Here is an 18,535-nt window from a genome sequence, read left to right on the forward strand (position 1 = left end):
TAATCTATTATATAGCCGGGTTTATGTTTGTGCAAACCCGTCATACAATCTATAAATAACGAATGAAAAAACAGATCTTTTTAGCCGGAATACTGGCTGTCTTAACATCAAGCTCATTTGGCCAGGCCCATAAGTCCCAAAAAACCGGGAAAGCGGTGTCTGTCTCTTTTACCAAATATGTCGATCCTTATATCGGCACCGGCTTTCATGGCCACGTGTTTGTAGGCGCAAACGTTCCTTTTGGTGCTGTGCAATTAGGGCCAACCAACTTATCCGAAGGCTGGGATTGGTGCTCGGGTTACCATATTTCCGATTCAACCATCATCGGCTTTCAGCATACCCACCTAAGTGGTACGGGTATCGGCGATTTGGGCGATATATCTTTTATGCCAACCACCGGTGCCATCAAAACTTACAAGGGCAGCTTGAAAGATATGCAAAACGGCTATGTTTCACTTTTTAGTCATAAAGACGAAGTTGTAAAACCCGGGTATTATAAGGTTAAGCTAAAACGCTACGATATCGGTGTCGAGCTTACAGCCAGTACAAGGGTGGGAATGCACAAATACACTTTCCCGGCTTCAAAAGATGCGCATATTGTAATTGACTTACAGGAAGGTATAGGTTGGGACAGATCGTACGAAACCTACATTAAACAGGAAGATAAATACACCATCAGCGGTTACCGCTTTTCAAAAGGATGGGCGGCTGATCAGCGTATTTACTTCACCGCTGTTTTCTCAAAACCGATAGAAAAATTCGCGGTTTATGACAGTACAGCCAAAGTTGCCGGTACCAAATTAAAAGGAGTAAAAGTTAAAGGCGTTATCAGCTTTGCTACCTCAAAAGGCGAGATTGTTTATGCTAAAGTTGGTATTTCGCCGGTAAGTTCGGCAAATGCCATGCTAAACATTAAAGCCGAAATACCTGGTTGGGATTTTGCAAAAGTTGTTACCGAGGCCGACCAGGCCTGGAATGCACAGTTAGGTAAAATCAATATCAAAGTCGATTCATTGTCGATATTGAAAAAGTTCTATACCGCCTTCTATCACTCCATGGTGGCACCATCTATATTCAACGATGTAAACGGCGAATATTGGGGTACCGATAAAAAGGTACATAAAAACGTTGGTTTTAATAATGTAACCACTTTTTCGTTATGGGATACTTACAGGTCTAATAACCCGCTGTCAACCATTATCCACCCGGAGCATACCAACGATATGATAAACTCGATGCTGGCTATTTACCAGCAGCAGGGTACTTTGCCAACCTGGCATTTAATGGCTAATGAAACTAACTGTATGGTTGGTTATAGCGCGGTGCCCGTTGTTGCCGATGCATTGCTTAAAGGCTACAAAGGTTTTGATGCTAACCTTGCATATGAGGCTATGAAAACTACCGCCATGCAGGATGCACGCGGCGTTAAATTTGTTAAAAAACTCGGTTTTATTCCTGCAGATAGCACAGCGGAATCTGTTTCGATGGGTTTGGAATATGCTATCGACGATTGGTGCCTTGCACAAGTTGCCAAAAAACTGGGTAAAACAGCCGATTATGAATACTTTAGCAAGCGCGGCAAATACTACAAAAACTACTACGATCCTAAGGCCGGGTTTATGCGTGGCCGTTTGGCCGACAATTCATGGCGCACGCCGTACAGCCCATTTATCTCGATTCATGAAACAGGTGACTTTACTGAAGGCAATGGCTGGGAATACACTTTCCTGGTACCACAGGATGTTGAGGGATTAATTAATTTGCTGGGTGGCAAAGATAAATTTAATATCAAGCTCGATTCGTTATTTATTGCCGAGGGCGATATGGGTAAATTTAAATCGCCCGACGTTTCGGGATTAATAGGCCAGTATGCCCATGGCAACGAGCCTGGCCACCCAATGGCCTACTACTATGATTACTCGGGCCAGCCATGGAAAACAGCCGCCAAAGTGCGCTATATCCTGGATGATTTTTATACCACTAAAACCGACGGTATTATTGGCAACGAAGATGTTGGCCAGATGTCGGCATGGTACGTACTCTCGGCCCTCGGCTTTTACCCGGTTAATCCGGCAAATGGCCTGTATGTTTTTGGCAGCCCGGTAATCACCGAGGCAAGGCTGAAACTGCAAGGCAATAAAACATTTCACATCGTTGTAAAAAACAACGGGCCTAAAAATATGTACATCAACGCCATGAAGCTAAACGGTGTAAATTATACCAAAACTTACTTTTCGCACAAAACCCTGATGGCCGGCGGCGAGCTGGAAATAACCATGGGCGATAAACCAGGTACCGTTTGGGGAGTTGGGGATGCCAATAAAGCGGTATCGGTGTTGAAGTAGAAAGTAAAAGCGGCAAAAGACTTACGAAGTTTTAAAAACTTCGTAAGTCTGGCTCTGCGGATGGATATATTCTTAATATTTCCCGCTTCCCGACAATATCATCGAAGCCAGCTGCTCATCCCTGTCGTAGATATCCTGGCGAAAGTTGAGTTGGTTATCTCTATCGGTAAAAGCTGTGAAATAGGCGATGAACACAGGTACTTTTTGTTTAAGTGTTATAATTTGTTCTTTGCCAAGATGCATCGCTTTGTAAATTCTGTCAGCAGTCCAGGTAGTATCATATTTCAACAGAAAAGCGGTAAGCTTTGCAGGTTCGCCAACGCGGATGCAACCGTGACTAAAGGCCCTGGACGATTCGCCAAATAACGATCGTGAGGGTGTATCATGCAAATAAATACTATAGCTATTGGGGAACAAAAATTTTACAAGGCCTAAAGAGTTCTCAGGGCCTGGCTTTTGTTTAATTACCGGTAAACCATTTTCGCGGCCGGTAATCACCATATTATGCTTGTTAATATAATTGGGGTTCTTTCGCATATCGGGTAAAACTTCGTTCCGTACAATGCTCTCGGGTACATTCCAGTACGGGCTAAACACCACATACTGCATTTGACCATAAAATATAACTGTTTGATGAACCTTTTGGCCTACAACCACATTGCAACTCCATAACAAACTATCGGCATGATAAACGTGCAGCTTAAACTCGGGGATATTTACCGCCAGGTAGTCGGTACTTAAACTAACCGGAAGCCAGCGGCACCGCTCCATATTAACAATAATCTGCCTGATGCGTTTTTTTAAGGGTACGTTCATCTCTGCAAGTGTCCCCGGCCCCGGCAGACCATCGGCTGTTAAGCCATGCCTTAGTTGGAACCGCTTGATGGCCTGTTGTAAAGTATCATCGAAAATATTGTTTAGCGTGTCGCCTTTAAAATCCTCCAGTTTATAAAGACGAGCTCTTATCTGGGAGATAACTGCCGACGAGTCTCCCGGTTTTACGCCCTTGGCCGATGGAATTGCGGTCCATTTTTCTCTCGCATCTAAAGCCCGGTATTTGGCAAGGTAAGCCTTCAATAAATCGTACTGTCTGTAAATAGGTTCTGACAAGGGACTGCCGGCCTTACCGCTTTGCTTCAACAAAGTATCCAGGTAATCATTATAGGAGATTTTTTTGCGCGGTAAAAACCAGTTAACCGCTTTACTGGTAGAATCGCTCATTCCCTGGAAAGCCAGCTTTGAAAATACAAAATACTGGGCGGTAAGCATTAATTCGGTTTCGATATTGGGTTTTGATGACTTGCTATTAGGCGCAAATATCAATGAGTCTAAAACTTTGGGGTAGGGAGTGGCCTTGTAAATACCCTCATTTTGTAAATTTCCTACTCTGTCTGCCAGGTTACCGGCCTGTTCAATCAACTTTCCTTTGTTGTACCAGGCGTAAGCAAACTTGCGCTTGCTATAAAACAGGTTGATATCCTTAACATAGGGCTCAAATGCAGGGTGGGTTTTAACAAAAGTGGCAAGCAGCGTGCTATCAAAAGTTGCTTCGGTTTGATCGCTGAAATTGCCTGGGATGGTTTTATTCCATTCTTTAACAGCTTTTCGTTTAAGCGAGTCGGCTTTTGATTGCCGGCCGGATTTAGAACTATGATTACAGCCTAATGGTATGTATAAGAGCGGAATAAGTGTTATGGAAATGAATTTGCAAACGCCTTTTAACATGGATGTTTTTATTGGTAAGTTAAGTAACTAAAAGAAGAATTAAAAAAATTATAAAAATGTATACTAATTATATAGACATTATAGTACATTTGTTTCGTTAATTCAAAGGAATGTTAAACAACACAATAAAATACAAATCAAATAACTTTTTAAATCGCCACGATTTAAGAGGGATAATGTGTATGTGTTGCTGCTGTTGAGTTTCTCTCCCTTAAAACCACAGATCCCGCCAAAAGTTTACTGACCTCGTTATTTAATATATTTTATGAACGCTTACCCGATAAATCCTTTAAAGAAACCATTTTTTGATAGGGTGCTGCATTACCAGCACGTGATTTATGGCTTATGCCGTTGTTGAAGGTGATACCTCTCTCATCTGCGCCAATAAACATAATTTACTACTATTAACCACACTACAAAATGTCAACTACTGCTAATAAATACCCGTTTTTCGATCTTTCAGAAATTGTTCCTGATAACGATATTGCTTTTAAACCTTACCGCGCTTTGCAACCCGTAAAAGCAGGTAATTATATTCCGGATTTAAAGTTTTCCAATGATTATACTCGTTGGCAATCGTTTTTCAACGGTGCACAAACACATGGGCCAATTGCTTTAAGGCAACTGCTCAAAAAACCATTGGTGATTGCATTTTACTCGCACCACTGGAAAGAGCAAGGCTTTGAATTGTTAAATCAATTGAACAATATCCAGCAGGAAATAAGAGCAAACGGCGGTAGCTTGTTGATTATCAGCGATGAGCGTACCGACGAACTGGCAAAACAGGCCTGGGAAAGCAGTTTTACCCTTAACTTTTATCACGACGAGGAGAAAAATATAGCTCACACATTCAGGATTTATTCTGACAACGACCCGGTTTGGAACCGCTTTTCGGGTATTGATGTTAATGTGCCCTTACTGGCCACCTATATTATCGATGCCAATAAGCAAGTGATTTACAACCACATCGATCTTGACTTTTTGGGAACTTTCAATAGTGAAGCGATCATTACTTCGGTTTACGAATCGTCATTGATAGCTAACAGCAGGAAATCAGCCTGACAATTTAAAAACGAGGTTTATTCACAAAAACATAAAACTATGTCGAACGCAATTGATGAGCTTCAGCAAGTTAAAAGCAAGGTACATCGCCAGGTACTTAAGGCTAACGATGAATATGTAAAACATTTTGGCGAAAAGGGTAATCTTACCATACCGCCGGCACGCCAGTTTGCTATTTTAACCTGTATGGATGCCCGCCTTGATCCAGCTAAATACGCAGGCCTTGCCGAGGGTGATGCACATGTAATCCGCAATGCAGGCGGCCGGGCAAGTGACGATGCTATCCGTTCATTGGTGATATCGCATAAACTATTGGGCACCAAGGAATGGTTTGTAATACACCATACCGATTGCGGTATGGGCTTGTTTACCGACGATATCATTCGCGACTTACTCTCCAAAAGCCTGAATACCGCCACTATCGACGAAAACGGCTGGCGCAATACCGACGAAAACGGTGGATCTGACGAGGCCAACCATGTCGCATTTCTCACCTTTAAAAACCTTGAAGCAAGCGTTATTGAAGATGTTGAACGGATAAGGCATCATCCTTTAGTAGCTGGTAACATTCCCATTTACGGTTATATATATGATGTGCGGTCGGGCAAATTGATTGAGGTGCCCCAGGCCACGCATGCAGGCGAGGTTTTAAACTAAACAATGTCAGCTTAAAACAGTTAATTTGGATATCTTAGGGGGATAAACACCTCTTTGCACCATACATGAAGCTTGAAAAGCGCGATTACGATGCGATAATAGTAGGATCGGGGCCAAACGGACTGGCGGCTGCAATTTTATTACAGCAAAACGGTCTTTCTGTTTTATTACTCGAAGGCAAGAGCGAAATAGGAGGAGGGCTGCGCACTACCGAACTTACCCTGCCTGGCTTTAAACACGATATATGCTCGGCCATCCACCCACTGGCGGTTGCATCGCCTTTTTTTGAAACATTGCCGCTTGTACAGCACGGCCTTGAATATATATTTCCAGAGATAGCAGCCGCCCATCCTTTTGATGATGGAACGGCTGCTGTTTTGCTAAAATCGGTAACAGAAACCGCAAGGTTACTTGGCAAGGATGAGCAGGCATATCTTGATTTAATGCAGCCTGTAGTAAAAAACTGGCCGCTAATTGCCGCAGATGTTTTAGGCCCGCCGCATTATCCGAAACATCCCTTGCTGATGGCACAATTCGGCCTTCCCGCCATAACGCCCATCACATGGTTAGCCAAAAAGTTTAAAACCAAAGAGGCAAAAGGCTTATTAGCAGGGATGGCGGCACATTCCATACAGCCTTTGAGCAATATCGCCACATCCGCTATTGCACTGGTACTAATGGCACAGGGGCATTTAAAAGGATGGCCATTACCCAAAGGCGGATCTGAGCAAATAGCAAAGGCCTTGGCTTCGTATTTTATATCGATTGGCGGTAAGATTGAGACCGGGTTTTATGTCGAGTCATTAAATCAATTACCCTCATCACATGCTGTTTTGTTCGACGTTACACCAAAACAACTGTTAAAAATTGCCGGCCATAAATTTTCGCCGCTATACAAATGGCAATTAGAACGCTATCGTTACGGTGCGGGTGTATTTAAAGTAGATTGGGCTTTGGATGCGCCAATCCCGTTTAAGGCCGAAGCAGTTAAACAGGCAGGCACGGTACATATTGGCAACACATTTGCCGAAATTGCCGAAGGCGAGCAACTGATTTGGAAAGGTAAACACCCGGACAAACCCTATGTACTTTTGGCTCAGCAAAGCATCTTCGACACATCACGGGCACCGGCAGGCAAACATACGGCATGGGCGTATTGTCATGTCCCGAATGGTTCAAATAAAGACATAACTGATATTATAGAACGACAGGTGGAACGTTTTGCACCCGGTTTCCGGGACACAATTTTGGCTAAGCATACCTTTAACACCGCCCAGCTTGAAGAATACAATCCCAACTATATAGGCGGTGACATTAGCGGCGGCGCAATAGATATCGGCCAGTTATTTACGCGGCCTGTGCTAAGGGTTTCGCCTTATAAAACATCAGCCAAGGGGTTGTATATTTGTTCATCATCCACGCCTCCGGGTGGGGGGGTGCATGGCATGTGCGGGTATCATGCGGCTAAAAAAGCGTTGAAGGATATATGGAACAAAAGCCCCACCCAAACCCTCCCCTGAAGGGGAGGGCCCAAGAAGGTTTTACTACTATTAATAGAAGGGGAACTTTACTTTTTAAAGTCTCCCCTTCCGGGGAGATTTAGAGGGGCTGTAACTCCAGCGTAACTACCGATTTTGCGGGTAGTGTAACCACCAGTTTATCTCCATCTTTTTTGGCATTGGTAAAGGTTGCCAGGTGCAGTTTGTTTGGCACCGCAAAAGTGTTAATATCCGTAATATTTGCTGAGGTTAACACCTGGCCTTTAACAGCACTCCATTTAACATCCTTCAATTCGGTAGTAATGGTGATGGCATTATGCATATCAAGGTTAACTAATGAAATATGTACCTTGCCTGTGTTATCCTGCGATGCAGACGCATTTACCGCCTCTATTTTTTTGCCATCAACCTCGTAGTTTGGCACATCCAGCTTAATAGGCAGGTATTTGGCATCCTGGTGCACCTTGTACATATCAAAAACATGATAGGTAGGGGTAAGCACCATTTTTTCTTTGTCGGTTAAAATAAGCGCTTGTAACACGTTGACGGTTTGTGCCAAAGCTGCCATGCGCACACGATCACTGTGGTTGTTAAAAATATTAAGTGTTGTTCCCGCAATTAATGCATCGCGCAGGCTGTTTTGCTGGTATAAAAAGCCGGGGTTGGTACCTGGTTCTACATCCGTCCAAACACCCCATTCGTCAACTACTAAGGCTACTTTCTTTCCTGGATCATATTTGTCCATAATGGCCGAGTGTTTGGTAACCAGCTCTTCCATTTTAAGGCAGTTAACCATCGTGTTAAAGTATTCCTTCTCGCTGAATTCAGTGGCCGACCCTTTTTTACCCCAGTTACCGGTAGGGATAGTATAATAATGCATTGATAAGCCCGACATCATCCAGTTTGGTATGTTTTTCATACAAACCTCTGTCCAGTTATAATCGTCTGAATTGGGCCCACTGGCTATTTTTTTGAGATGCGCACCAGGGTAATCTTTAGCGAAGGAAGCGTAACGTTTAAAAAGGTCGGCATAATATTCTGGTGTCATGTTACCGCCGCAGCCCCAGCTTTCATTACCCACGCCCCAAATAGTTACTTTATATGGCGCCGGATGGCCGTTTTTAATACGTTCTTTAACCACTGTGCTGGTACTGTTTGAGTTAAGGTACTCAATCCATTTCGACATTTCTTCTACCGTGCCACTGCCAACATTGCCGGCTACGTAAGGCTCACATTTCAATAATTCGCAAAGCTCCAAAAACTCATGCGTACCAAAGCTGTTATCTTCGGTAGTGCCGCCCCAGTTGGTGTTTACCATACGCGGGCGTAATGCGGTTGGGCCAATACCGTCGCGCCAGTGATATTCGTCAGCAAAACATCCGCCCGGCCAGCGCAGGTTAGGTATTTTTATCTTTTTTAAAGCCTCTACAACATCCAGGCGAATCCTGTCCTGCTTTTTTACAGGGAGGCTTTTATCAACCCAAAAACCGCCATAAATGCCATGGCCCAAATGCTCGGCAAATTGCCCGTAAATGTGCTTGCTGATGGTTGTTTTTGAATCGGTACTGATACTAAGCGTTCCGGTTTGGCTGTAACCGGATGCCGAAATTAAACACAAGGCGGCAGCGCCAAGTGATGAGAGCAAATTTCTTTTCATGGAATAACAGGTTTATGCCGTAAAGAAAAGAAAAAATAATTAATAAGTGTTGTTTTAACAATAAAAAAGATTTGAGATGTTAGATATGAGATTTGAGATGAAGGTTTAAAATAGGTATTTCGCTTCATTAATAGGATATTTTGATTTTACATTGTAAGGTAACCGAGCATATTTTTTAACTCGTCTGTCTCATATCTCATATCTAACATCTCATATCTATTTCGCTTCCCTCTCCAAAAACTCATTAAACTTATCGCTGTTGTAATCGGCTGCGCCGGTGTGTTTGTATTTTAGCTTGCCGTCTTTGCCAAATATGAGGGTTGTTGGAATAGTGCCATCCAGTAAAGTATCCGGAAATTTGCCGACAGACGTATATAATGGCAGGCTGTAATGGTTATTTTTGAGGAACGTTCCTGACTTTAGCTGGTCGTTATCTGTATCAACCATTATAAAAACAACATTGGGGTTATTTTTAAACTTCATGTAAAGCCCGTTTACCGATGGCATTTCGGCGAGGCAGGGCGGGCACCAGGTAGCCCAATAATTTACAAACACAACCTTATTTTTGAGGCCGGATATTGAAATTGTATTTCCTGATGTATCCCGGTAACTATAATCGGGCAGGTTTGCAGGGGCTTTATGGTTACGGGCATAATCATCCGGATCTGGTTTAAAAGCCCCAACGGCCATCAGCCCACGAATTAGCTCAATTTTGGCTGTGGGGTTCACCCAGGTAATCACAGCCAGTACCATGAGCAATGCAAACATGATGTTTGATGCCGAAAAGTATTTTCGTAGTATCATATGATAAGTTTGGTGCAAATATGCAAACAAAGTTATATTATGTTAATCATATATAATATAATGAAGGATAGCCCTTCGGGCGAAAGGGTTGAGTTCTGAGCGCCTTATAGGACGTGTCGTGTTTTGTTTGTCCGGCTCAAAATACCTGAAATTTTAAGTCCCTTATCTCATATCTAACATCTCATATCTGCTTTTCGCAGTACAATTTTTACTTTTATTTGTTTTAATAGTATTGTAACAATATATTTACCGCTAATTATTACCCTAATAGTTAATCTGGAAAAGTGAAAAGGTTTATTGCAATGCTATTACTTAATGTGCACCTGTTCAATTTGGGCGGGTACCAGTTTGTATTTCAGTATTTCATTCACCAATCAGAAATACAGATAGTTAAAGAGATTTACGAAAACAAGATTGACGCAACCAAACTTGTCGAAATCAAAATTCCGGTTCACCTTCCCGGTATAAAAAAATGGGACCACTACGTAAGGGATAACGGCCAACTACAGTTAAAAGGAGTTTATTACAACTATTTAAGATACAAAATGTCGCCGGATACCATGTCGTTCATTTGTATTGCAAATAGTGTTAAAACCCGCCTGGTATCTGCCAACCTGGTCATTGCCAAAGAAATTAATGATGTACCACTTAGTAAAAAGGGGCATGATCAGCTTAAAAAATCCGGCACAGGAAACGATTATAGCTTCCAGGTAACATACTACCAGTTTGTAGCCTTTTCAACGCTGCTTAAAGCTATTGCAAGCCCTATAGCCTACCATGTGAACGACCCTTACATTGAATCTCCAGGCAAACCGCCAAATTTTACCTGCTAATTATAGCTTATAAATTATGATGTTGAATTGTTCTTTTATCGGCAAAAGATAAAGGCTGTTTAATTTGCTTATCATTTAAATAACTCTTTTTAGTCTGCATAGTGGGCTTCAATCAGATATTTTGATGACACATAATCGTAGGCTTCCGGCTTTTACGCTGAATTAATGTTTAACGTGTTATTTAATGCTTTAAATCATTTTCTGTCAGTTGGTTTATTATTAAATTTTTATTGATTTTCCTTACTTAAATAGAATGAAATATTCATTGCTGTATTTTTACAGATGCTGTATTGTTATGGCTGTATGCCTTACTTTAACTAAACATGTACAAGCCCAAACTGATGCCGACGCACTGATGATACCTAAAAACTATGTTTGCGTGGCTGGCGCTTACACACATAGCCAGTGGGACCATTACTGGGAAGGTACCTTTAAACGTGATGCGCCAAATATGGGTACGGTAAGTTCAAATGCTTACATGCTTGGTGTTGTTTATGGCTTGTCAAACAAAATCAATATATCTGTTGCGCTTCCTTATATTACAACCAATGCCAGCGCCGGAACTTTGCGGGGCGAGCACAATTTTCAGGATGTAAGCGCCTATGTAAAATGGCTGGCTGTTAAACATGAAATAGGTAAAGGATCTTTGAGTTTACATGCTATTCTTTCGGGCTCGATACCTGCAAGTAACTACGAAGCTGATTTTTTACCATTATCTATCGGCTTACACAGTAAAAATGTCGCTTTACGTGGTTTACTCAATTACCAGATTAGCAGGTTTTTTGTGGCCGGTGCTTATCAGTACGTGCGCCGAAGCAATATTACTATCGACAGAAACTCCTATTACACTACCGAAATGCATTATACCAACGAAGTGCAGATGCCCGATGTTTCTAATTATCTAATCAGTGCCGGTTTCAGGAGCCTGCAATTTAATGCCGAGGCTACGTTTACGCAGGTTGATACGCATGGAGGCTTTGATATCAGGAAAAACGATAATCCTTTCCCAAGTAATAAAATGAATTCGCGGGTCGCGGGGCTCATCCTTAAATATATGTTTACCAAAATACCAGGATTAGAAGTGACAGCGGGCGGCAATTATGTGTTGAAAGGCCGAAATGTTGGCCAGTCGCGCACCTTCTACGGTGGTATTGACTATGTTTTTAATACCAGGAAAGAGAAATAATTTTTAATAATTAAAAGAGAATCTGATGAAAAGATCATTACTTTATATAATACCATCAATGTTTATAGGCGTGGCTATATTTAGCTTATCCTGTAAAAAAGACATTGTAGATCGTACTCAACAATACCCCGCGCTGGCCCCCGCTAATATCGACCTTAATGCCGATACCTGGAAACCAGTGCTGGTTAATGATTTTAGTGTGCTTACCGTTGCCGCCCCCGATGCGGTTACTTCGCCGGCTTACCTTGCGGATATTAACGAAATTAAAGCAGCTCAGAGAAATTTAACTGATGACCAAAAGGCATCTATTAAATACTGGAGCGCAGGTGCTGTGTTAAGGTGGAACGAGATTATGCGCCAGTTGGTTGCCAAACATAATGTTGCGCCATATCAAAATGAAGATGGTACTTATCCCGCGCCAAGTTCGGCCAACCCATTTAATTATCCAGAGTTTCCATTCTCAAACCCGCCTTATGCCGCCCGCGCTTATGCTTATGTGAGCGCAGCGCAATATGATGCTTTGTTGGCTGCGTGGCACTTTAAAAACACTTATAAACGTACGGCCCCTTACAAAAACGATGCAGCTGTACAGGCCTTGGTGCCGGTTTCTGAGCTGCCATCATATCCAAGCGAAGATGCAGTTGTTGCCGGCACCACCGTTGAGCTAATGAAGCTGTTATTCCCTACCGAACTGGCTTACATCAACCAAAAAGCCCAGGAAGAAAAAGAATACCGTATAATGGCAGGTGCAAATACCCGCGGCGAGATAGCAGCAGGTGAATCATTAGGAAAACAGGTTGCAGCTTTATTTGCAGCCCGTGCCCGTGGAGATCGTGCAGGTAAAGCAATAGGTACGCCGGCTGTTTGGGCCACGCTACAAACAACGGCATTTGAATCAGGAAAGTTTTGGGTGAGTTTAGAAACACCTAAAAGACCACCGATGTTGCCTTTGTTTTCAAAAGTGCTTCCGTTTTTGTTTGATACATTAACTGTTGTTTCACTGCGCCCGGCGCCACCGTATTTATCTACTTCGGCCGAATATAAAAAAGAAGTTGATGAAGTACTATCAATGAGTAAAGATCATAGTCGGGCACATGAAGAGCAGGTTGCTTTTTGGGCTGATGGCATTGGTACCTACACACCGGCTGGCCACTGGAATGCTATTGCTGCCGATGAGTTTGTGAAACAAAATTATAGCGAAGTGCGCTGGGCCCGTAACTTTGCGTTGCTAAATATGGCCGAAATGGATGCCGCTATTGTTTGCTGGGATACAAAATATTTTTACTTTAACCAACGCCCGTCGCAGGTTGATCCGTTGATTAAAACGCTTACGGGGGTGCCAAATTTCCCGGCTTATACATCAGGACACTCTAACTTTAGCGGCGCAGCAGCAACCGTATTAAGTTATTTATTACCTGACAGAGGAACTAAGTTTACTGATCTGGCACAAGCGGCCGCCATGTCGAGGCTGTACGGTGGTATCCACTTCCGCAGCGATTGCGAAGTTGGTTTAGTAACCGGCAAAGCGGTAGGACAATACGCGGTTAACAGGGGTAAAGCAGACGGTGCAGGATTATAACGGGTAGGGAGAGTTTAAGATACAATAACATGTCGCGTTTAATTTCAGATAAAAATATATACTACACGCTCAGGTTTGCGTCAGCAATGTGTTTTATAGGTCATGGTGCCTTTGGTATCATCACCAAGCAAATTTGGTGTAATTATTTTGCCGTAGTTGGCATCGGGCATGATATGTCATACACGCTGATGCCCTACGTAGGAATGATGGATATTTTGTTTGGCTTATCGCTATTGGTATATCCAACACGTGCGGTAGCCGGCTGGCTGGTGGTGTGGGGGATAATTACAGCCGCCATGCGTCCTTTATCGGGCGAGCCATTTGCCGAGTTTATTGAACGCGCAGGTAATTTTGGTGCTCCATTTGTACTGCTGCTAATGCAGGGTGGGGTTAAAATACCGCTAAAAAAATGGTTCGGCCGGATGGATGACAATGTAAACATGGATGCAGGTACCTTAAAAAATGTTTTAAATTGTTTAAGGTTGTTTGCATTCCTGCTGCTGTTGGGCCATGGTTGGTTAAACCTGATACAAAAACAAAGTTTAATTAATCAGTACCATGCTTTGGGTTTTAACGATCCTGATAAAACCGCGCTGGTAGTTGGCACTTTTGAAGTTTTGGCAGCACTTTCTGTACTTATTCGCCCATTCGCAAATATTCTGTTTTTGTTTATCATCTGGAAAATAACAAGCGAACTCTTTTACCCTAAATATGAAATATTTGAATGGGTTGAGCGGGGCGGCAGCTATGGGGTATTGTTATCCTTATGGTTTGCTGTTAAGCGATCGCCTACCGGATTTTTATCATGGCCTTTTAAAAAATCAGCCCATTTACAAACTAATTAATTAACCTGATACCCTGTAAAAAGCAGGCTTTAGCTGGGTTTTATCACCCGGCCTTAATACTCAATTATCTAAACAATAATAACCACTAAAAAAAACTATGAAACTAATTTTAAAATTGAGCTGCGTTGCAGCATTATTTGTACTTTTTACAAATGCAAAAGTAAACGCACAGGGCTGCGTAGCCATCAGGAGTACAGGTGGTTTGTGCACTATGGACGAACATCCGGATAGTGCCAATGTTGCTGAAGGAAGCTGGTTGTTAAATAGCAATAGCCGCTACTTCAGGTCATACAAACATTTTGTTGGCACAACCGAGCAAAAACAACGTATAGCGCTGGGTACAAATGTTATTAATCACTCCTATACCAATGATATAACACTTACCCGTATTTTTAACAATCGCTGGTCGTTTGCGGTGGATGTACCTATTGTGGATAACAGCCGCTCATCATTATATGAGCACGGCAGCAAAGAACGTTTACAAACACATTCATTTGGCCTGGGCGATGTTCGTTTAACTGCATATGCCTGGTTATTAAATCCGGCTAAAGCACGTAAGGGAAATATCCAGGTTGGCTTGGGCTTAAAACTCGCTACCGGTGCTTATAACTACCAGGACTATTTTTACCACCAGGGCACAACCGATGCCAAAGTACTTGGCCCGGTTGATCAGTCTATACAGTTGGGCGACGGCGGTACAGGTATAACCACCGAAATTAACGCTTATTACAATTTTACCCACAAATTTGGTGTATATGGTGGTTTTTATTACCTCGTTAGCCCAAGAGAACAAAACGGCGTTTCAACAGCCCGCGGTGGTACTGCAAGCGCTAAGGCCATTGCTAATGGCAGCGATATTATGAGTGTGCCAGACCAGGTAATGCTTAGGGCGGGTGCAAGCTATGGCACAGGTAAATTTGACTTTTCGGCAGGTGCACGTTATGAGTGCTTACCGGTTCATGACCTTGTTGGCGGCAGTAACGGTTTCAGAAGGCCGGGTAATATCCTTTCGGCCGAGCCCGGGGTTACATTCCGTTTAAAATCACTTTCTATTTATGCATTTGTGCCGGTTGCTTTACGTCGCGAACGTACGCAAAGTGTTGCTGACAAAATTTCAACCAACCTTACCGGAACATACACACAAGGCGACGCGGCTTTTGCCGATTACGCCGTTAACATTGGAATTACGTACAGATTTAAATAAAGTTGATTCATGGTTTAAGCAAAAGCCGGGTTTGAGATCCCCGGCTTTTTTGTTTTTATGGCAAACAGAAACCTACTTTGTTGCTTTTGGGGGGTGTTTTCGATGGTCTTACTACCATATCGTAAGTTTTTAAAATTTTTAAATATGTTTTCTCTACTTTATGAATAGTATTTTTAGATTTGAAAATACTATAGTTTTACAATATGAACACTCCCGAAGAAAATTTTGCTGCGCTGGGTTTAAACCTGCCGCCGGCACCAAAGCCGCTTGGCGTTTATAAACCATGTTTAATTGATGGAAAATACCTTTACCTATCCGGTCACGGAACGGTACAGGATGATGGTACCCTGATTATAGGCCGTATTGGCGATACCATAAATATGGAAGATGGGAAGCTTGCTGCCCGCCAGGTTGGTTTAGCCATGCTGGCTACCGTAAAAGCCAACGTAGGCAGTTTAGATAAGGTAAAAAGGGTAATCAAAGTATTAGGTATGGTTAATTGCACCCCCGATTTTGAAAAACATCCCTTCATCATTAACGGGGCAAGCGAGCTTTTCGCCAAAATTTGGGGCGAAGAAAATGGCATTGGTGTGCGTAGCGCAGTAGGCATGGGATCGTTACCCGATAATATTCCGGTTGAAATTGAGGCTTTATTTGAATTGGTTTGATTTTAGTATCAAGTAGTTAGTATCAAGTATCAAGGATTTTTAGATGGAAGATGGGTACGCGGTGAGGAAAAAAAACTATCTTAAGACGACTTGGACCGTTTTTGATGGCGCAAATCAATGGGATTTATTATAAAACAAATGGCAAAATACAGACTTTAGAAAAACTCGTTTGCTATTCATTTAACTGGTCATGACTCACCACTCACCACTCACCACTCACCACTGGTTCAAGATAGATAACGTAGATAAACTGGATACACCGGCTTTGGTTGTTTATCCCGATAGGGTACAGGCCAACATCGATGTGCTTAAAACCATGATTGATGATGTGGCACGGTTGCGCCCTCATATTAAAACTTACAAAAACAAACAAGTTACACAACTATTACTTGAAGCTGGGATTAACAAATTCAAGTGCGCTACTATTGCCGAAGCGGAATTGCTGGGCATGTGTAAGGTACCCGATGTTTTGCTGGCTTACCAGCCTGTTGGGCCTAAGCTGGATAGGTTTATCAAATTAATACAAACTTACCCGCAAACCCGCTTCTCGTGTTTGGTTGATAACGATTTAGCAGCCAAAGAGATTTCGGATGCGGCAGTGGCTGGTAAAACTACTGTTACTGTTTACATCGATTTGAATGTTGGCATGAATCGTACAGGCATTGCGCCTGGTTTTGATGCACTGCAACTGTATATGGATTGCGCCGTTTTGCCGGGGATTACGCCGGTTGGCTTGCATGCCTATGACGGCCATATCCACGATGTTGATGTGGCAAAACGAAAAGAGCGCTGCGATGCCGGTTTCGCACCTGTATTAAAACTGCAACAGGATTTGAAAGCGAAAGATTATCCCGAGCCGGTTATTATTGCTGGTGGGTCGCCGACCTTTACCATCCATTCAAAAAGACCTGTTGTAGAATGCAGCCCGGGTACTTTTGTTTATTGGGACAGGGGCTATGAATTGAACATACCAGAGCAGGCCTTTTTGCCGGCAGTATTGGTAGTTACACGGGTTGTATCGTTGCCCGATACTACTAAACTTTGCCTGGATGTTGGGCATAAATCTATTTCGGCCGAAAATGAACTGGCAAAGCGAATTTACTTTTTAAATGCACCGCAACTGGTGCCTGTTGGCCAAAGCGAAGAGCACCTGGTTGTTGATGCGGGTAAGGGCCATGACTACCAAATAGGCGATGTGCTTTACGGCATCCCGCATCATGTATGCCCAACAGTGGCTTTATACGAACGCGTTTGTACCATCGAAAATAATATACTTACCGGCGAATGGCTTAACCTGGCCCGCGACCGTAAAATTACCATCTGATAATAAAAAATATGTTTGTAATTGATGCCCATTTAGACCTCAGCATGAATGCGCTGGAGTGGAACCGCGACCTGACCCGTCCGCTGGCCGAATTAAACCAGCGCGAAGAAGGCCTTACCGATAAACCCGACCGCGCCAAAGCAGTTGTTACCTTGCCCGAATTGCGCAAAGGCAATATTGGTTTGGTGGTAGCCACACAAATTGGGCGTTACGTAGCTCCCGGTAACCCATTGCCCGGATGGCACTCGCCCGAACAGGCCTGGGCGCAAACACAGGGGCAGGTAGCCTGGTATAAGGCCATGGAAGATGCCGGCCAAATGGTGCAGGTGAATAACCTGGCATCGTTAGAAAAACACCTTGCTTATTGGAACGATGGACAGCCAACAGAAACTAAGGCCGTAGGGTATATCCTAAGTTTGGAAGGCGCAGATTCGATTATAACGGCACAACATTTGGAGCGCGCCTACAATTACGGGCTGCGGGCTGTAGGACCCGCGCATTATGGCCCTGGCAGGTATGCCCAGGGTACAGATGCCACCGGCTACATGGGGCCAAAAGGGCATGAACTGCTTAAAGAAATGGAGCGTCTGAATATTATTTTGGATGCAACTCATTTGTGCGATGACAGTTTTTGGGAAGCGCTTGATCATTTTAACGGCCACGTTTGGGCCAGCCACAACAACTGCCGCGCACTGGTAAACCACAACAGGCAGTACAGCGATGAGATGATTAAAGCTTTGGTTGACAGGGGGGCAGTAATTGGTGCTGCATTGGATGCCTGGATGATGGTGCCGGGATGGGTGAGGGGGGTATCAACGCCTAAGGGGATGCATTGTAACATGGAGGTGATGATAGATCATATCGATCATATTTGCCAGATAGCCGGCAACGCCCTGCATGTAGGCATGGGCACCGATCTTGATGGCGCTTTTGGCCGGGAGCAATGCCCATATGACCTGGAGACCATAGCCGATTTGCAAAAAGTGCCGGATATGCTAAGAAAACGAGGTTATACCGATGTAGATATTGAAAACATGATGCACGGTAACTGGTTAAGGTTTTTGAGGAAGGCCTGGGGGTAAAATGTCGAATAGCAGGTTTATTTAGATGTCTTTTTCACCATCGTGTAAAACATCTCCTACAATTC

General features: G+C 43.2%; 15 protein-coding genes. 12 read left to right on the plus strand and 3 right to left on the minus strand.

What is annotated here, in order from left to right; genetic code table 11:
• Positions 1-62 precede the first annotated feature (62 nt).
• The gene (locus ACFGVS_RS03690) at positions 63-2,345 is read left to right on the plus strand and encodes a GH92 family glycosyl hydrolase (RefSeq protein ID WP_439697510.1); all 2,283 of its coding nucleotides are present in this window, start codon (positions 63-65) and stop codon (positions 2,343-2,345) included.
• A 72-nt stretch (positions 2,346-2,417) separates the two neighbouring features.
• On the opposite strand, the gene ACFGVS_RS03695 is transcribed toward ACFGVS_RS03690, so the two are convergent.
• The gene (locus ACFGVS_RS03695; protein ID WP_439697511.1) at positions 2,418-4,070 is read right to left on the minus strand and encodes a L,D-transpeptidase family protein; all 1,653 of its coding nucleotides are present in this window, start codon (positions 4,068-4,070) and stop codon (positions 2,418-2,420) included.
• A 420-nt stretch (positions 4,071-4,490) separates the two neighbouring features.
• Between ACFGVS_RS03695 and ACFGVS_RS03700 the strand changes: the two genes are divergently transcribed.
• From ACFGVS_RS03700 to ACFGVS_RS03710, 3 genes are all read left to right on the plus strand, one after another.
• Positions 4,491-5,132, plus strand: coding sequence for a peroxiredoxin family protein (locus tag ACFGVS_RS03700; protein WP_439697512.1), 642 nt, complete (start codon positions 4,491-4,493; stop codon positions 5,130-5,132).
• Positions 5,133-5,171: 39 nt separating this feature from the next.
• Complete coding sequence (locus ACFGVS_RS03705) at positions 5,172-5,789, plus strand: beta-class carbonic anhydrase (RefSeq protein WP_439697513.1); 618 nt, start codon at positions 5,172-5,174, stop codon at positions 5,787-5,789.
• A gap of 65 nt (positions 5,790-5,854) precedes the next feature.
• Positions 5,855-7,309, plus strand: coding sequence for a phytoene desaturase family protein (locus ACFGVS_RS03710; protein WP_439697514.1), 1,455 nt, complete (start codon positions 5,855-5,857; stop codon positions 7,307-7,309).
• Between the two features lie 79 nt (positions 7,310-7,388).
• Here ACFGVS_RS03710 and ACFGVS_RS03715 read toward each other — a convergent pair whose 3' ends face one another.
• Both ACFGVS_RS03715 and ACFGVS_RS03720 read right to left on the minus strand, forming a co-directional pair.
• Positions 7,389-8,945 (minus strand): alpha-N-arabinofuranosidase, encoded by a 1,557-nt coding sequence (locus ACFGVS_RS03715; RefSeq protein WP_439697515.1) that lies wholly within the window; start codon positions 8,943-8,945, stop codon positions 7,389-7,391.
• 216 nt (positions 8,946-9,161) lie between these two features.
• Positions 9,162-9,749, minus strand: a complete 588-nt coding sequence (locus ACFGVS_RS03720) for a TlpA family protein disulfide reductase (RefSeq protein WP_439697516.1) — start codon at positions 9,747-9,749, stop codon at positions 9,162-9,164.
• Between the two features lie 284 nt (positions 9,750-10,033).
• Here ACFGVS_RS03720 and ACFGVS_RS03725 point away from each other — a divergent pair, with 284 nt between their 5' ends.
• The 8 genes from ACFGVS_RS03725 (at position 10,034) to ACFGVS_RS03760 (ending at position 18,470) form a co-directional block, all read left to right on the plus strand.
• A complete protein-coding gene (locus ACFGVS_RS03725) occupies positions 10,034-10,582 on the plus strand; it encodes a hypothetical protein (protein ID WP_439697517.1) in 549 nt (182 codons plus the stop codon).
• Positions 10,583-10,877: 295 nt separating this feature from the next.
• The gene (locus ACFGVS_RS03730; protein ID WP_090652649.1) at positions 10,878-11,768 is read left to right on the plus strand and encodes a hypothetical protein; all 891 of its coding nucleotides are present in this window, start codon (positions 10,878-10,880) and stop codon (positions 11,766-11,768) included.
• 25 nt (positions 11,769-11,793) lie between these two features.
• Positions 11,794-13,347, plus strand: a complete 1,554-nt coding sequence (locus ACFGVS_RS03735) for a phosphatase PAP2 family protein (RefSeq protein WP_439697518.1) — start codon at positions 11,794-11,796, stop codon at positions 13,345-13,347.
• 29 nt (positions 13,348-13,376) lie between these two features.
• Entirely contained in the window at positions 13,377-14,192 is an 816-nt protein-coding gene (locus ACFGVS_RS03740; RefSeq protein ID WP_439697519.1) for a hypothetical protein, read from the plus strand.
• Between the two features lie 97 nt (positions 14,193-14,289).
• Positions 14,290-15,396, plus strand: coding sequence for a hypothetical protein (locus ACFGVS_RS03745; protein ID WP_439697520.1), 1,107 nt, complete (start codon positions 14,290-14,292; stop codon positions 15,394-15,396).
• A gap of 203 nt (positions 15,397-15,599) precedes the next feature.
• A complete protein-coding gene (locus ACFGVS_RS03750) occupies positions 15,600-16,064 on the plus strand; it encodes a RidA family protein (protein ID WP_439697521.1) in 465 nt (154 codons plus the stop codon).
• Positions 16,065-16,254: 190 nt separating this feature from the next.
• Complete coding sequence (locus ACFGVS_RS03755; protein WP_439697522.1) at positions 16,255-17,388, plus strand: D-TA family PLP-dependent enzyme; 1,134 nt, start codon at positions 16,255-16,257, stop codon at positions 17,386-17,388.
• Between the two features lie 11 nt (positions 17,389-17,399).
• Positions 17,400-18,470, plus strand: a complete 1,071-nt coding sequence (locus ACFGVS_RS03760; protein WP_439697523.1) for a dipeptidase — start codon at positions 17,400-17,402, stop codon at positions 18,468-18,470.
• Positions 18,471-18,535 lie beyond the last annotated feature (65 nt).

The organism is Mucilaginibacter sediminis (assembly GCF_051903035.1).
Classification (GTDB): Bacteria; Bacteroidota; Bacteroidia; order Sphingobacteriales; family Sphingobacteriaceae; genus Mucilaginibacter.

Excerpts from the sequence above, each read along its gene's own strand:
- ACFGVS_RS03710 (WP_439697514.1), top strand. The coding sequence starts at position 5,855 with ATGAAGCTTGAAAAGCGCGATTACGATGCGATAATAGTAGGATCGGGG.
- ACFGVS_RS03690 (WP_439697510.1), top strand. The coding sequence starts at position 63 with ATGAAAAAACAGATCTTTTTAGCCGGAATACTGGCTGTCTTAACATCA.
- ACFGVS_RS03720 (WP_439697516.1), bottom strand. The coding sequence starts at position 9,749 with ATGATACTACGAAAATACTTTTCGGCATCAAACATCATGTTTGCATTG.
- ACFGVS_RS03700 (WP_439697512.1), top strand. The coding sequence starts at position 4,491 with ATGTCAACTACTGCTAATAAATACCCGTTTTTCGATCTTTCAGAAATT.
- ACFGVS_RS03705 (WP_439697513.1), top strand. The coding sequence starts at position 5,172 with ATGTCGAACGCAATTGATGAGCTTCAGCAAGTTAAAAGCAAGGTACAT.
- ACFGVS_RS03715 (WP_439697515.1), bottom strand. The coding sequence starts at position 8,945 with ATGAAAAGAAATTTGCTCTCATCACTTGGCGCTGCCGCCTTGTGTTTA.
- ACFGVS_RS03750 (WP_439697521.1), top strand. The coding sequence starts at position 15,600 with ATGAACACTCCCGAAGAAAATTTTGCTGCGCTGGGTTTAAACCTGCCG.
- ACFGVS_RS03695 (WP_439697511.1), bottom strand. The coding sequence starts at position 4,070 with ATGTTAAAAGGCGTTTGCAAATTCATTTCCATAACACTTATTCCGCTC.
- ACFGVS_RS03735 (WP_439697518.1), top strand. The coding sequence starts at position 11,794 with ATGAAAAGATCATTACTTTATATAATACCATCAATGTTTATAGGCGTG.
- ACFGVS_RS03760 (WP_439697523.1), top strand. The coding sequence starts at position 17,400 with ATGTTTGTAATTGATGCCCATTTAGACCTCAGCATGAATGCGCTGGAG.
- ACFGVS_RS03745 (WP_439697520.1), top strand. The coding sequence starts at position 14,290 with ATGAAACTAATTTTAAAATTGAGCTGCGTTGCAGCATTATTTGTACTT.
- ACFGVS_RS03755 (WP_439697522.1), top strand. The coding sequence starts at position 16,255 with ATGACTCACCACTCACCACTCACCACTCACCACTGGTTCAAGATAGAT.
- ACFGVS_RS03740 (WP_439697519.1), top strand. The coding sequence starts at position 13,377 with ATGTCGCGTTTAATTTCAGATAAAAATATATACTACACGCTCAGGTTT.
- ACFGVS_RS03730 (WP_090652649.1), top strand. The coding sequence starts at position 10,878 with ATGGCTGTATGCCTTACTTTAACTAAACATGTACAAGCCCAAACTGAT.